Source organism: Flavonifractor sp. An92 (assembly GCF_002159175.1).
Lineage (GTDB): Bacteria > Bacillota > Clostridia > Oscillospirales > Oscillospiraceae > Pseudoflavonifractor_A.
The window spans coordinates 45,548-59,687 of sequence record NZ_NFGZ01000002.1; the positions used below are offsets into that span (position 1 = coordinate 45,548).

A 14,140-nucleotide genomic window follows, 5' to 3' on the forward strand; every position below is an offset into this window, starting at 1 on the left:
GCACAGGAGAAGCCCAGCGACCGGCCCGGGGGCCGGCCGCTGGGGACAGACCGGGAAACTCAGCCCAGCAGGCCGGACAGGGAGGCGATATCCTCCACCGTCTCGATGCTGCACAGCACCTCCAGGGCCTTCTCAATCTCCTCGGCGGAGAGGGCGGGGGCGGCCTGGATGCGGAAGCGGTCGGCGAACTGCTCCCGGGTCATCATGTTGTCGGGGTGGCCGGGGTGGCAGTCCATGCTCTTCTCCAGGACGCGGCCGTCCTTCAGGCGGACGGTGACGTGCTTCATGGGGAAGCCGGTCTCCTCCCGGAACATCTTGAAGCAGGACATGGGGGACTCCTCCGGGGAGGGGCCGGGCTTGACCCGCTTGGCCAGGGCGATGGTCTTGGGGTTCTTCATCTTCTCCGGGGTGTACCAGTGGGCGCCGGGGTGGGGATCGTAGAGGTAGGAGGCCACCACGAAGGGGATGGAGAACTGGGCGTGGGTCACCGAGGTGAAGCCCTCGTCGGGGGCCCACATGCGGGCCTTCACCGGGGGATCGACGATGATCTCCTCCACGTCGTCGGGGCCGAAGCCGTGCTCCTGCACCAGGTCGTGGATGATCTCCAGGGGGGTCTGCACCCACATGTTGGCGGGCCAGTGCTTCATCAGGGTGCGCATGATGAGGTAGCGCTCCCCCAGGTCCTTGGTCAGCCAGGAGAGGTCGGCCTCGCCGGAGCGGATGGTGGTCTCGCCGGAGCCGTTGCTGCCGTCGTCGCCGCAGATGACGCCGGTGTAGCACCGGGGCTCATCCAGGGCGTCCCGGTTGTTGCGGATGCCCTTCTCCACCGCCTTGGCGATGCAGAAGCCGTCCCGGGCCCGGTAGCCGTGCTCGTAGTGGTAGAAGTCGGACATGGTGGTGGCGTGGTAGGCCACGGGGAGGGTGGAGCACTCACAGCCCATGCCGATGGCCTGGTTGATCTTGCGGGCGTCAAAGCCGTAGAGCTTGGCGATGGGGAGGATGCAGCCGAAAATCTGCCAGCTGGTCAGGCCCCAGCCCTTCTTCTTCCAGCGCTCGTCGGAGGGCTGCACCGCCATGGCGATGCGCTGGTAGACCTCGTAGCCCGCCACGATGGCGGTGATGAGGTCCTTGCCGCTCTTGTGGCGCTCCTCGGCGGCCAGCCAGGCGCAGGGAATGACGCCGGCGGCGGGGTGGCCGGTCCAGGAGCAGTCCTCCCAGTCCAGGGCGTCGGTGGTGGTGCCCAGGGCCAGCGCGGCGTTGATGGCGGCCATTTTGCCGCCGCCGCCCCAGACGGTGGTGGTACCGCCCTCGCCGCCGTTGGCCTCCCGGGCCATTTTAATCACTTTGTTGTAAATAGGGGTGCCCTTGGACGCCAGCGCCACGCCCACGGTCTGGAGAAGGATCATCTTGGCACGCTCCACCACCTCGGCGGGGATGTCCTCATACTTGAGGTTCTCCGCGTACTCACTCAGCTGCTGGGTGTAGGTGGTGGGGGTGAGGAAATGGTTGTCTTTATACAAGCGATTGTACCGCATACGCTACCTCCTGCTTCGGCAATGTTGTAGACCGGGCTTAGTGGAAGAACGAGGGGAGCACCGAGGCGTCCTCATACTCGTCCAGATGGCAGATGCACTCCAGCGCGCCCTCGGTCTGCTCCGGCGAGAGCACATTCCGGGTCTCCAGACGGAAGCGGTCCTTGAACTCGTCCCGGGTGAGCATGTAGTGGGGGTGTCCGGGGTGGGTGAAGGCGCTCTCCACATACTCGGTGCCGTCCTTCATGCGGACGATCATGAACTTTTCGGGGTGCTTGCCGTCGATGAGGTCCTTGATGAACTTCATGCCGGTCATCTTCACGAAGCCGTCGGCCTTGACCTTGTTCATCAGCGCCACAATCTTCGGGTCCTTCATGGTCTCGGGCTGATACCACACGGCGCCGGGCTCGGGGTGGTACATGGCGCAGGCGGCGGCGTAGGGGATGGAGAACTGGGCCTGGGTGATGGACTCGTAGCCGGTGTCGGAGTACCAGTGGCGGAAGGCCACGGAGGGGCGGATGATGATCTCTTCGATGTCGTCGGGGTTGAAGCGGTTCTTGGTGACCAGACGGGAGGCCAGCTCCGCGTAGGTCTGGACGAACACGTTGGCGGGCCAGTGCTTGACCAGCAGCATGTCCATCATCATCCAGTGCTCGCCCAGCTCCTTGGTGAGCCACTCGGGCTCCTGATAGCCGCAGTGGACCAGGTAGGCGGTGGGGTCGTCAAAGGCATCCTCCATGTTCTCGATGCCCTCGATGGCGGTCTTGACCATGGTGATGGTGCTCTCGGCCCGGAAGCCATAGAGGTAGTTGAGGGAGTCGGACATGGTGATCTCGTGGACGTTGGCGGGAATGATGGCGCAGGCGGTGCCGATGCCGAACACCTGATTCATCTTCTCCTCGCTCAGGTCCAGCAGCTTCATGAGGACGGCCAGGTTGCCGAAGATGTTGTAGCTGACGATGTTGCTCCGGCCGGCCAGGGCCACCCGCTGGTAGACCTCATAGCCCGCCACGATGGCGGTGAGCATGTCCTTGCCGCTCTTGTGCAGGACCTCGGTGGCGATGACGGCGGTGGGGATGACACCGGCGGAGGGGTGGCCGGTGACCGAGCAGTCCTCCCAGTCCAGGGTGTCGCCCATGGTGCCGGCGGTGAAGGCGGCGGCCTCCCAGCTCACCTTGGCGCCGTCGGCCCACAGGGTGGCGGTGCCCTCGCTGCCGGGGGACATCTCCTTGGAGATGGCGATGGCGTCCTTGACCTGCTGGAGCTGGGCGCTGCACAGGCTCACGCCCACGGTCTGCATGACCATCATCTTGGCCTGCTCGATGACCATGGGGGGGATGTCCTCATAGCGCAGGGTTTTGATGAAATGACACAGCTGCTTGGTGCGGTCGGTGGTGATCTCATGTACGTTGAAACCCATATCGGATCCTCCTTTTGTCGCTTGGGGCGCTGGCTCAGATGGTGAAGAGCTTGCCCAGGCCGGGCAGCTTGTCGTTGACGCGGCTGTGCCGCAGGCAGGCCCAGAGGCTGGCCTGGTGGCTGGTGATGACCGGCATGCCCAGGTCCTCCTCCAGGATCTGCACCAGCTCCATGGTGGCCAGACCCATGCAGCTGAGGAAAAAGACCTCGGCGCCCTCGGTCTTGAGCTTCTTGGCCTGGCGGTAGAGGAAATACTTGCTGGGGTGGCTGAACTCGCCCACCTTGTTGAAGCCCACGCCGGTGATGGAGGTGACCTCCAGACCGTTGTCCTCCAAAAACTTCTTTTCCGCCTGGTTGGTGTCCTCCGGATAGGGGGTCATCACCACGGTTTTATTGAGGCCCAGGGCCCGGAAGGCCTCCAGCACGGCGGTGCTGGTGGTGAGGCCGGGGCAGCCGCTGGCCCGCTCGATGCGCTCAATGCACTCCTGGTCAAAGCCGTAGCCCTTGATGCAGCTGCCGGAGGTGCAGCCGAAGAGCACCACGTCGTGGGGCTTCTTGGCGTACATCTTGGCGGCCTCCTCCAGCTGGTCGGAGAGGTAGATGAGCCCCTCCGGCGTGGGGCCGGGGAAGGAGAGGCGGGTGCTGTCGAAGGAGACGCCGTAGGGGGCGTATTTGTTGAAGGCGTATTCCACCTGGTCATCCAGGGGGGCGATGACGCCGATCCGGGCCCGCAGGCTGTACATGCCATCTCTGTAATACATCGAATCAACCCTTTCCTGTATGATCAAAGCGTGAACAGCTTGCCCATCTTGGGCACCACCGCGCCCACGCGGCAGTGGCGCAGGGCGCTCCACAGGGTGGCCTGGTGGCTGGTGACCACCGGGACCCCCAGGGCGGTCTCCAGTTCGTCCACGATCTCCATGGTGCTCAGGCCCATGCAGCTCAGGAAGAAGGTGTCGGCCCCCTTCAGGTCCATCTTCATGGCGTTGCGGTAGAGGAAGTACTCGTCACAGGCCTCCATCTTCCGCCCGTCGCAGCGGACATAGCTCACGTCCATGCCCACGATATTGGTGACGGCAAAGCCGTTATCTTCCAAAAATTTCTTCTCCGCGTCGTTGGTGGCCTGGGGGTAGGGGGTGAGGACCGCTACCTTTTTGCTTCCCAGAGCCCGCAGCGCCTCCAGCACGGCGGTGCTGGTGGTGAGACCGGGCTTGCCGCTGGCCCGTTCGATCTGGCGGATGCACTCCTGATCCCAGCCGAAACCCTTGATGCAGCTGCCGGAGGTACAGCCAAAGACCACTAGGTCGGCGTCGTAGTTCTTATAAACTGCGGCGGTGGCCTCCAGCTGGTCGGTCAGAATGGCCAGCCCTTCGGGGGTGGGGCCGGGGAACTGGATCTTCATGGAGGAGAAGGAGACCCCCTCCGGCGCATAGATGTGGAATGCGTGCTCGGCATTTTCGCTGATGGGGGTAATGAGACCGATCTTCGCTCTCCAACCGTACATGTGCACATCTTCCTTTCTCTTAGGCGGTCGCGTACAGACAGCGGCACAGCAGCAGGACGTCGACCTCTCGTTGCATCTATTAAATACCAAGTGGGCCGGACCTGGCAATTTGGGTTTTTTGCTACCCAATACCCGGAATTCGAATGGCGGTTTCCAGTACTTCGGCTTGTCCCTGGCCGGAAAAACATGCTACCATAAACCTGCACAGCAGACCGGGCTGCCTCCGAGGCAGCCCGGTGATTTCAGGACAAGATGATGGCCTCTCTGGATCAATGAGACGAGAAAGGAAGGATCCCATGTCCCATCCAGTGACGACGGCCAAGAACGGCTATAAGCCCATCCAATATGTCCACATCGCCATTACCCTGCTTCTGATGTTCGGTTTTGGCTTTCTGCCCCCCTTTTCCACCCTGACCCCTGTGGGCATGAGGCTCCTGGGTGTATTTCTGGGCGTCATCTACGGCTACTCCACCTGTGAGGTGATCTGGCCGTCCCTGTTCGCCTTCATCGCCTTCGGCCTGAGCGGCTATGTGGATATGAACACCGGTATCGCCTCCATGCTGGGCGGCTCCACCGTGTTCCAGATCATCACCCAGTACTTTACCGCCGGCGCCATCGTGATCTACGGCTTCGGCAAGTGGTTTGTCCGCTGGTCCCTGTCCCAGAAGGTGTTCAAGGGCAAGCCCCTCTTCTATACCTGGTGCTTTATGTTCATCTTCATGTGGACCGGCATCGTCATCAGCCAGATCCCCATGGCTCTGCTGCTCTACGCCGTGTGGGGCGACATCGCCGACTCCTGCGGCTATGAGAAGCACAGCACCTTCCGCTACTACGGCTTCGGCGGCATTCTCCTGTCTCTGATGATGGGCGGCGCCATGATCCCCTACAAGAGCTGGCAGCTGGGCCTGGCCAACACCTGGCTCCAGGTCACCGGCGGGGCCATCAACCTGGGCTTCATGTTCCTCATCACCGGCATCTGCGGTACCATCATCATCACCGCCTATGTGCTATTGGGCGCCAAGCTCTTCAAGGTGGACTTCAGCATCATGGAAGGCTTCAATGTGGAGAAGCTGGGGGAGGAGAGCAAGCACCTGCGCCCCCGCACCAAGCGCATTCTGGTGGTCTACCTCATCACCATGCTGCTGGCCATCTTCGCCGGTACCTTCCTCAATAACCCCCTGTCCGACTTCCTCAACAACACCCTGACCACCGGCGGCCTCTACTGTGTCTGCTCCGCCATCCTGATGGTCCTGCCCAGCGGCGAGGGCGATGGCCAGGCCGCCATCCACTTCAACGACATCAAGCACTCCGACTCCGCCGTGAGCTGGCCCGTCATCCTCATGTGCGCCGTCACCATCCCCCTGGCCACTGCCCTCACCAACGAGGCCACCGGCGTGTTGCCCTGGCTCACCGGCATCTTCACCCCCATCTTTGAGGGCCGCGGTCCCGTCTTTATCCTGATCTTCACCATCGTCGTGATGCTGATCCTCACCAATGTGGGCTCCAATATCGCTTTCGGCGGTGCCATGATCCCGGTGGTCTCCCCCTTCGTCATCGCCTCCGGTATGAACCCGGTGGTGGCCGGAGCTGCCCTCATCTGGAGTGCCAACATGGGCCTCATCCTGCCCGGCGCCTCCGCCCCCGCCTCCATTTTCCACGGCCGCAGCGAGCTCCCCAGTGCCAAGCTCCGCACCCAGGTGGTGCTCTTCTCCGCCGCGCTGCTGCTGGTGGTGTCCATTGTGGTGTTTACGGTCTTTTATCTGCTGACCGCCTGATTTTAAAAGGAGATGTTTCCAACTATGATCGAGCGTATTACTGTCATCGGCGCCGGTTCCACCGGCCATGCTGTGGCCGGCGTTATGTCCATGCGGGGCTTTACCGTGACCCTCTACGACCATGAGCGTTTCCAGAAGGAGCTGGACGCCGTGCGGGAGCTGGGCTTCATCCAGCTGCGGGGCAAGATCCGCGGCATCGGCAAGCCCGCCTGCGTCACCAGTAACCCGGCTGAGGCTATCAAGGGCGCGCAGGCCATCTTTGTGGACGTACCCTCCGACCGCCACGAGGAGGTGGCCCGGGCCATCGCCCCCTATCTGGAGGACGGCCAGCACATCCTCATCATCCCCGGCAACCTGGGCTCCTTCGTGTTCCGGAAGGTCTTTGACGAGCTGGGCGTCACCGCCAAGGTGACCCTCACCGAGAAGGAGGGCAACTTCTGCCCCTGCCGCCTCTCCGCCCCCGCCGAGGTCACCGTGGGCCTGCCCCTGAACCTGAAGGGCAAGGTGGCCTCCCTCCCCGCCTCCGATACCGAGCGGGTGCTCAAGGACCTGGAGGGCGTGGTGGAGTACAGCGCCAACCGCAACGTGTTCGAGGGCGTCATCAACGCCGGCAACGTCATCAATCACATCGCCAGCACCGTCCTCTCCGCCGCTGAGATCGACCACAAGGGCGAGAAGTACTCCCTCTTCAAGTACGCCTTCACCCCCGCCGTGGTCCACTGCATCCGCAAGATCGCCGCCGAGCGGGCCGCTGTCATCGAGGCCATGGGCATGACCGTCCACGGCAATCCCACCGGCATGATCGACAAGGTGCTCCACCTGGAGGACCACCCCGAGGTCCACGTCTTTTACGAGTACATGGACGGCCCCTACGCCCTGGATCACCGCTACCTCCACGAGGACTGCGGCTGCGGCGGCGCCTTCGCCCTGTCGGTGGCCAAGCGCCTGGGTCTGGAGATGCCGGTGCTGGAGTCCTTCCTGGGTGTGGCCGGCGCCATCAACGACCGGGACTATATCCACGGCGGCCGGACGCTGGAGAATCTGGGCTTCCCGGCGGAGATGACCCTGGAGGAAATTTACGAGAAGATCTCCTGATCCATACGGCTTATCCAAATCCCCCCGCACAGCCTCTCAGCAGGCTGTGCGGGGGGATTGTTTTTTGGATAGAAAGTGCGGGGGCGTGCATTGGCAGCCCAGAAAAAATCCCCTTATGAGGGCCCGGTTGATACCGGGTCCCCATAAGGGGAAAGGAGTGGTGAAGTGTGATTCAGTGTTCCTCCAGCCAGCGCTTGGCCAGGTAGGCCATGGCGGCAGTTCCAATGTACAGGGGCTCTTCTTTCAGGAGCACTTTGGGGTTGTGCATGGGATATTGGGCGCCCTCTGCCGCGCTGTTGACGGCCAGGCCGACCTGGATACCGGGTACTCTGGCGAGAACATTGCCGAAGTCCTCGGAGGCCATACCAGGCTCTCCATGCTTTTCCGCGACGCCGGCCTCTCCGACCAGCTCGCGGAAATAGCGCAGCGCATCCGCGCGGACAGCGGCATCGTTGTAGAGAGGGGAACAGCCGCCCAGTACGGTGAAGTCCACATCGGCCTGCAGCGCAGCGCCTACGCCGGTCAGAATGGCCTCCATGCGCTTCAGACAGCGCTGGCGGACCTGTTCGTCAAAGGTGCGCAGCGTGCCTTCGATGACTGCCGTATCCGGGATGATGTTCGGGGCCTTGCCGCTGTGGAAGGAGCCCTGCGTCAGAACCGCGGTGTCTTTGCTGCCCAACTCACGGGCGTTGATCTGCTGCAGCGCCACCAGGATATGGGCGGCCACTGCGATGGGGTCGATGGTCTGGGAGGGGTAGGCACCGTGGCCGCCCTTTCCGTGTACCGTGATGCGGTAGCTGTCACAGGAGGCCAGGGCGGCGCCTGCATCTGCGATGGACAGGGTGCCGCTGGGGAAGGGAGCCAGCCCGTTGACATGCAGGGTGATGGCGGCGTCCACCTTGGGGTTTTCCAGGACGCCGGCCTGGAGCATGCGCTCGGCACCGAGAAAGACCTCTTCGCCGGGCTGGAACATCAGCTTGACTGTGCCGCGGAGCTCGTCCTCGTGGGCCTTGAGCAGTGCGGCGACCCCCAGGAGCATGGCGGTATGCATGTCATGGCCGCAGGAGTGGGCACAGCCATTTTCGCTGGCAAACGGGAGCCCGGTCTCCTCCTTCATGGGGAGGGCATCCATGTCGGCCCGGAGGAGGATGCAGGGCCCCTCCTTTTTGCCGCCCAGCAGGACCACCAGACCGCTGTCGCAGATCTCTTCCGGGGTACAATGGAGCTCGAGAAGCCGTTTTTTCACATAGGCCACCGTTTCCGGCAGCGTGCCTCCGACTTCCGGGTGTGCATGAAGCCAACGGCGGTCCTGGACCAACCGTTCCTGGAGCTCCTGCGCTTCTTTCAGAAAGGGATTCATCAAATGACACCTCCTAAAGAATCAGACGAAGAGGGTTATTTCTGCTCCGCGCGGTCCTCACGGGCTCCATTGACGCGGTAGACGATGTAAGCGATCAGGATCGTGACGGCGATGGAGCTGGTGGTACCGAAACGGCCCAGAATGGGGGCGATACCGGTCTGGACGAGGATGAAGATGAGCACGCCGGGAACGATCCAGCGCAGAGTCTTGAGCACGCCGTACTTGCTGACGCGGAAGGACAGCAGAGCGCCGATCAGAGAGGGGATCACGTAATTGAAGGCGTCCAGGACCACAGCGGGGAGCATGGGGATGAACCAGTTGCCCAGCAGGACGACCACGAGCAGCAGGAGAAGGTTCACATATACCGACACCGCCACGGCGATGGTGGTAATGATCTGACCCTTGGGGGTGGTGATCTCCACGTTGTAGATGTTCTGCACCGAGCGCGCCACAGGCACGCGGATGTTCTTGGTGTTACCGGCAAAATAGCTCATATAGAGCGAAGCGGCGCCGATGACGGGGAACCAGGTAAAAGGCTCCGCGATCCACATGCCCACAAACATGGAGGCGATGCTGGCTGCCGCCGCAATGTAGGTGGAGGCGGGCAGCTGGAATCCCATGACAAAGTAGAGGAACAGAATGGGCAGGAAGGAGAGGAAAAAGGCGATGACCATGGTGGAACGGCCGATGACATGGACTTTATCGCTATACGTCGTGTTGAAATCCTGGATGACCTCCGGGCTTTCCTGTACAGAAGTATTGGTATTCTGGCTCATATGGGTCCCTCCCGTTCAGTTCATGATAAGATGAGTCAATTCGCCGCCGATCATGCCGCAGACCATTGCGATGGCCATGGTCCACTCTTTCAGCTTGGGGTGGTTGCTCTTCTGGGCGAGGACTCCGACGCCCAGCGCACAGAAAAGACCCACAATGATGGTGACCGTGTTGGGAACGCTGGCGCTGCCCTGCTCCAGAGCCCAGTAACCGATAAAGCCCATCTCAGCACCCATACTCAGCATGGGGATAAAAGAGCGCTTTTTCTGGGAGGCCTTGATCATGGCCTTGTCCAGCGGCTTGCAGGTGATGAGCAGGTGAATGAAATAGGGAGCGCTGGCGATGGTCATGCCGAACAGGGCCACTGTCATGGCCGCCTCGGTAAAGTTGGCGTCGCCAAAGGAGAGACCCATGGACTCCACGGCGATATTGGCGTTGAGAAGCTCAAAGTCGGCAGCACCAATGACGCCGCAGCGCATGAAGGTGACCACAGAGCCGACAATCGGAATCAGGGAGAGGACGACGACCATAGCGGAAAAGGCAGGGCCGATGGTCCCAACGGCGCTGGTTTTTACCGCTTCGCGCAGTTCAGCCGAGGTGTAGAGTTGGTGCTTGCGGTTGAATTTCAGAGCATGCCGCAAAAACAGAGTCGCCTGAAGTACGACAAACAAAATCAGAATAGCGGCAAAGGGCAGAATAAGGGTGTTTACTCTGCTGACAGGATCTGACATAATAACTTCTCCTCCTTTGTGAGCTGCGTGGGGATATTTCTGGGACGATGTCCGATTCCCACACCGTTTCTCCCTTTGCTGTCCGGACAGCAGGTCGATTGCTTGTGATTCTATAACAGCATGGCCATGCTTGTTACCCTTGACACGTGGGTACTGCGACCCAGAGGCGGTGTTGTTTTCATCCGAGGAGTTCATGCAACATTGCCGGAAGAGAGGTGGTATACAAGTTTGATAATAGTTAAGCATACAACTAGAATGGTGTCAAAATCTGAAATTTGATATCCCATATCAGAAAATATTGTAGCCAAGGAATGAGTTGATCAGCAAAAAAAGTCGTAAAATATAAAAAGGTAAGAAAAATAATCGGAATTCACGATCTTTGCTGGAATTTACAATCCAATCTGAGCAAGGTATAATGAGGAACAACGGATACGTCATACAAGCGATCATGGAGAAGATTTGGGATGAAATTGGAAATTTTTCGCTATATATTGGAGGTGGATCGCCTCCATTCCATCTCGGCGGCCGCCCGGTCCCTCCACATCCGGCAGACCACGTTGAGCGCAGCGGTGAAGAGTGTGGAAGAGGAGCTGGGCTATCCCATTTTTCAGCGCACGCCCAGCGGGGTGGCGGCCACCCAGCCCGGCGAGCAGTTTCTGGCCCTGGCCTGGGAGATCCACATCAAGTATGAGGAGCTCCTCCGCCTGAAGCAGCGCACCACCGAGGGGGGACCTACTGTGCACCTGCTGCTCCCACCGTCGGTGATGGCCTGCCTGCCCCTGCCGCTGACCCGGCTCTACGGCCAGTTTGAACTGCGGGGCAATCTGAGCTTTGAGGAGTGCCTGAGCGTGGAGGTGGGTAACCGGATTGCGGCGGGACATGCCAATCTCGGTCTGGCCTATCTGACGGAGGAGAACATCCGCCAGTACGAGGCTGAGACGGCCAGCGGGACTCTGCGCCTTCAGCGCCTGCTGTGGGACCGCATTGAGCTGCTGGTGGCCAGGACCCACCCGCTGGCCGGACTGGAGCGGGTGGATATGGACCAGCTCTACAACGAGCGCCTGGCCACGGAAAAAACAGTGCGGGACGACGCGATCCTGGGCAAGCGGCTGCTGAAATGGAACAAGGTCACCAAGTTCACCGATGTGGATCTGATGAAGCAGGCTATTCTGGAGCAGCAGATGATCGGGTTCCTGCCCCGCTACACGCTGCTCTCCGAGGGCAACGCCTCCGAGATGTCCCGCTTCTCGGTGGTGCCGGTGGAGCACACCGAGCGGGAAAATCGCCTGGCCCTGTGCCTCATCCAGCGCGAGGAGCGGGTTCTGGGCTACCAGGAAAAGATTCTGAGCTCCTGTATTCAGGACTATTTCAGTCAGTTCTGCCGGGAGCACCCGGGATTCGGAGAGGAGGGCGTGGAGCATGCGGATGGAGCATCTTCAGTACCTGATCGAGATCAATAACTATCACTCCATATCGGCGGCCGCCCAGGCCCTCTACCTGAGCCAGACCACCCTCAGCGCCATTCTGAAAGGGGTGGAGGAGGAGCTGGGCTTTCCCATCTTCCTGCGCACACACAACGGCGTACAGCCCACCACCGAGGGGGAGGAGGCCCTGGCCCTGATCTGGGAGATCCTCTCCCGCTATGAGGAGATTCAGGGCCTGGGCGGGGCGGATACCTCCCGGCGGCCGGTCCCCATCCTCCTCTCGCCCACCATCAACGAGGCCCTCAGCCTCCCCCTCAGCCGCCGCTTTCTGGAGCGGGAGCCGGAGGGCAATCTGGAGTTCCACATCGAGGTGGGGGACGAGATCGGTAACCGCATTCTGAACAATGACGGCAACATCGGCGTGACTTACTACACCCAGCGCCACCTGGAGGAATACCGGGCCATCGCGTCCAAATACCAGGTGGAGGTGGAGGTCCTGTGCCGGGATAAGCTCTACCTCCTCATGCGCCGGGACCACCCGCTGGCCGGGCGGCGCAGCATTTCGGTGGACGAGCTGTGTGATCTGAATTTTGCCATTCTGGCCCATTTCAACACCCAGGAGGACTCCATCGCCCAGCCCCGCTACCTGGGCCACGGCAACCGCTACACCACCTTCCCCAATGTGACCCTCCTGAAGCGGGCGGTGTGCAGCGGAAATGTGGTCTCTCTTCTGAGCGGCTATGCCATCCAGCACGGCAGCGAGAACTGCCCGGAAGAGCTGCTGGGCATTCCCCTGACCGGCACCCGAGAGGAGAACGCCATTCTGATGTGCCTCATCCACCGCCCCGACTCCAGCGTGCGCTACCAGGAAAAGGTGGCCATCCAGTGCATCAAGGAGCATTTCGCAGCCCTGGACTGGCGAGAGAGCACCTGACCACAAACGCCCCCGATCCCACGGCCTGGGATCGGGGGCTTGCTGTTTTGGGGCACGTTCCGGTGGCGAAACGGGCAGAATTATGCTATTCTAAAAGAAAGGAGAGCATCTGTGTGATCCGGACCTGCTGCGGGAGAGGAGCCGCAATCACACCTCACCCCAGGCCGCGTCGAAAGAGATGGAGATCATCTTCTGATCCCGCTCCACGCTGTAAATGGGCAGCTGTCGGGTGGTGGCGGACACTCCCACCACCGCCGGATGGTTCACCACCGCGAAGATGGCGCAGGCGGCCAGCGCGCACAGGATCAGGGTGACCACGCGGCGGCGCAGGATGATGCATTTCATAAGCGTACCTCCTCAAAGCACTTTTTCTTACGATATGTGCGGGAAAAGAGGGTTAGCACCGGGAGAGAGGGGGACAAACCTGGCTGACTGCGCAGAAAAAACACGGAGAAAATTCCGTCTCCGTACTTGACAGGCGGGCCGTTCCATTGTATATTGTCCATAAGAAAAAGACGAAAAAACCTAGAATGTTTATGATAGGAGGACATAAAGATGCAAATGATGGACGCATTGGTCAAGACCGCCCCCGGTGTGGGCCTGGAGCTGCGCCAGGTGCCCGTGCCCGAGCCCGGACCCGGCGAGGTCCTCATCAAGGTGCACAAGACCGCCATCTGCGGCACCGACGTGCACATCTACAACTGGGACCCCTGGGCCCAGCTGCACATCAAGCCCCCCATGGTCATCGGCCATGAGTATGTGGGCGAGATCGCCAAGCTGGGCGCCGGCGTCACCGGCCTGACCGTGGGCCAGCGGGTCAGCGGCGAGGGCCACATCACCTGCGGCCACTGCCGCAACTGCCACAACGGCAACATCCAGTGGTGCAAGTACACCAACAGCGTGGGCGTGGACCGGGACGGCGCTTTCGCCGAATACGTCTGCATCCCCGAGTCCAACGTCATCATCATCCCCGAGAACCTGCCCGAGGACGTGGTGGCCTTCTTTGACGCGGTGGGCAACGCCACCCACACCGCCCTCATGTGGAACCTGGTGGGCGAGGATGTGCTCATCACCGGCGCCGGCCCCATCGGCATCATCGCCGCCGGCATCTGTAAGTACGCCGGTGCCCGCCGGGTGGTCATCACCGACGTGAACGACTACCGCCTGGAGCTGGCCCGCAGCATGGGCGCTGACGCCGCGGTGAACGTGGCCCGGGAGGACCTGAACGCCGTCATGCAGAAGCAGGGCCTGGTGGAGGGCTTCGACATCGGCCTGGAGATGAGCGGCAACGGCAGCGCCCTGGACCAGATGGTGGGCGTCATGCGCAACGGCGGCAAGATCAGCCTCTTGGGTATCTCCAACAAGCCCGTGCCCATGGATATGAACAACATCATCTGCAAGGGCCTGACCCTCCAGGGCATCTACGGCCGCAAGATGGACAACTGGCACCAGATGTCCTACATGGTGCAGGGCGGCCTGGACCTGAGCCCGGTCATCACCCACCGCTACCACTACACCCAGTTCCAGGAGGGCTTCGACGCCATGAACAGCGGCAAGTCCGGCAAGGTCATCCTGGACTGGACCAAGTAAAA

The 14,140-nt window shown here is 61.4% G+C and carries 13 protein-coding genes; 5 read left to right on the forward strand and 8 right to left on the reverse strand.

Annotated elements, in window-relative coordinates; all coding sequences use genetic code 11:
* Positions 1–59: 59 nt before the first annotated feature.
* The 4 genes from B5G43_RS01875 to B5G43_RS01890 are packed head-to-tail and all read right to left on the reverse strand — an operon-like array spanning position 60 to position 4,455.
* Positions 60–1,535, reverse strand: coding sequence for an MmgE/PrpD family protein (locus tag B5G43_RS01875; protein WP_087258498.1), 1,476 nt, complete (start codon positions 1,533–1,535; stop codon positions 60–62).
* A gap of 37 nt (positions 1,536–1,572) precedes the next feature.
* Positions 1,573–2,952, reverse strand: coding sequence for an MmgE/PrpD family protein (locus tag B5G43_RS01880; protein ID WP_087258501.1), 1,380 nt, complete (start codon positions 2,950–2,952; stop codon positions 1,573–1,575).
* Between the two features lie 34 nt (positions 2,953–2,986).
* Positions 2,987–3,712: an aspartate/glutamate racemase family protein gene (locus B5G43_RS01885; protein WP_242960420.1), complete on the reverse strand. Its 726-nt coding sequence runs from the start codon at positions 3,710–3,712 to the stop codon at positions 2,987–2,989.
* Positions 3,713–3,735: 23 nt separating this feature from the next.
* Positions 3,736–4,455 (reverse strand): aspartate/glutamate racemase family protein, encoded by a 720-nt coding sequence (locus B5G43_RS01890; RefSeq protein WP_087258504.1) that lies wholly within the window; start codon positions 4,453–4,455, stop codon positions 3,736–3,738.
* Between the two features lie 296 nt (positions 4,456–4,751).
* On the opposite strand from B5G43_RS01890, the gene B5G43_RS01895 reads away from it, so the two are divergent.
* A complete protein-coding gene (locus B5G43_RS01895) occupies positions 4,752–6,230 on the forward strand; it encodes an SLC13 family permease (RefSeq protein ID WP_087258507.1) in 1,479 nt (492 codons plus the stop codon).
* 24 nt (positions 6,231–6,254) lie between these two features.
* Positions 6,255–7,325: an NAD/NADP octopine/nopaline dehydrogenase family protein gene (locus B5G43_RS01900; protein WP_087258510.1), complete on the forward strand. Its 1,071-nt coding sequence runs from the start codon at positions 6,255–6,257 to the stop codon at positions 7,323–7,325.
* A 172-nt stretch (positions 7,326–7,497) separates the two neighbouring features.
* Here B5G43_RS01900 and B5G43_RS01905 read toward each other — a convergent pair whose 3' ends face one another.
* From B5G43_RS01905 to B5G43_RS01915, 3 genes are read right to left on the reverse strand one after another with little or no spacing between them, the layout of a single operon-like run.
* Entirely contained in the window at positions 7,498–8,685 is a 1,188-nt protein-coding gene (locus tag B5G43_RS01905) for a M20 family metallopeptidase (protein WP_087258513.1), read from the reverse strand.
* 35 nt (positions 8,686–8,720) lie between these two features.
* The gene (locus B5G43_RS01910; protein ID WP_087258516.1) at positions 8,721–9,461 is read right to left on the reverse strand and encodes a hypothetical protein; all 741 of its coding nucleotides are present in this window, start codon (positions 9,459–9,461) and stop codon (positions 8,721–8,723) included.
* Positions 9,462–9,476: 15 nt separating this feature from the next.
* On the reverse strand, positions 9,477–10,190 hold the full coding sequence (locus B5G43_RS01915) for a DUF5058 family protein (protein ID WP_158097330.1): 714 nt from the start codon (positions 10,188–10,190) through the stop codon (positions 9,477–9,479).
* Positions 10,191–10,654: 464 nt separating this feature from the next.
* On the opposite strand from B5G43_RS01915, the gene B5G43_RS01925 reads away from it, so the two are divergent.
* On the forward strand, positions 10,655–11,650 hold the full coding sequence (locus B5G43_RS01925) for a LysR family transcriptional regulator (protein ID WP_143382816.1): 996 nt from the start codon (positions 10,655–10,657) through the stop codon (positions 11,648–11,650).
* The gene (locus tag B5G43_RS01930) at positions 11,610–12,548 is read left to right on the forward strand and encodes a LysR family transcriptional regulator (protein WP_087258522.1); all 939 of its coding nucleotides are present in this window, start codon (positions 11,610–11,612) and stop codon (positions 12,546–12,548) included. The genes B5G43_RS01925 and B5G43_RS01930 overlap by 41 nt, the downstream gene beginning before the upstream one ends.
* A gap of 147 nt (positions 12,549–12,695) precedes the next feature.
* On the opposite strand, the gene B5G43_RS01935 is transcribed toward B5G43_RS01930, so the two are convergent.
* On the reverse strand, positions 12,696–12,893 hold the full coding sequence (locus tag B5G43_RS01935; RefSeq protein ID WP_087258525.1) for a hypothetical protein: 198 nt from the start codon (positions 12,891–12,893) through the stop codon (positions 12,696–12,698).
* A 219-nt stretch (positions 12,894–13,112) separates the two neighbouring features.
* On the opposite strand from B5G43_RS01935, the gene tdh reads away from it, so the two are divergent.
* Positions 13,113–14,138 (forward strand): L-threonine 3-dehydrogenase, encoded by a 1,026-nt coding sequence (gene tdh, locus B5G43_RS01940; protein ID WP_087259008.1) that lies wholly within the window; start codon positions 13,113–13,115, stop codon positions 14,136–14,138.
* Positions 14,139–14,140 lie beyond the last annotated feature (2 nt).

Coding starts and splice junctions, on each gene's coding strand:
- B5G43_RS01875 (WP_087258498.1), bottom strand. CDS start 1,535: ATGCGGTACAATCGCTTGTATAAAGACAACCATTTCCTCACCCCCACC.
- B5G43_RS01880 (WP_087258501.1), bottom strand. CDS start 2,952: ATGGGTTTCAACGTACATGAGATCACCACCGACCGCACCAAGCAGCTG.
- B5G43_RS01885 (WP_242960420.1), bottom strand. CDS start 3,712: ATGTATTACAGAGATGGCATGTACAGCCTGCGGGCCCGGATCGGCGTC.
- B5G43_RS01890 (WP_087258504.1), bottom strand. CDS start 4,455: ATGTACGGTTGGAGAGCGAAGATCGGTCTCATTACCCCCATCAGCGAA.
- B5G43_RS01895 (WP_087258507.1), top strand. CDS start 4,752: ATGTCCCATCCAGTGACGACGGCCAAGAACGGCTATAAGCCCATCCAA.
- B5G43_RS01900 (WP_087258510.1), top strand. CDS start 6,255: ATGATCGAGCGTATTACTGTCATCGGCGCCGGTTCCACCGGCCATGCT.
- B5G43_RS01905 (WP_087258513.1), bottom strand. CDS start 8,685: ATGAATCCCTTTCTGAAAGAAGCGCAGGAGCTCCAGGAACGGTTGGTC.
- B5G43_RS01910 (WP_087258516.1), bottom strand. CDS start 9,461: ATGAGCCAGAATACCAATACTTCTGTACAGGAAAGCCCGGAGGTCATC.
- B5G43_RS01915 (WP_158097330.1), bottom strand. CDS start 10,190: ATGTCAGATCCTGTCAGCAGAGTAAACACCCTTATTCTGCCCTTTGCC.
- B5G43_RS01925 (WP_143382816.1), top strand. CDS start 10,655: ATGAAATTGGAAATTTTTCGCTATATATTGGAGGTGGATCGCCTCCAT.
- B5G43_RS01930 (WP_087258522.1), top strand. CDS start 11,610: ATGCGGATGGAGCATCTTCAGTACCTGATCGAGATCAATAACTATCAC.
- B5G43_RS01935 (WP_087258525.1), bottom strand. CDS start 12,893: ATGAAATGCATCATCCTGCGCCGCCGCGTGGTCACCCTGATCCTGTGC.
- tdh (WP_087259008.1), top strand. CDS start 13,113: ATGGACGCATTGGTCAAGACCGCCCCCGGTGTGGGCCTGGAGCTGCGC.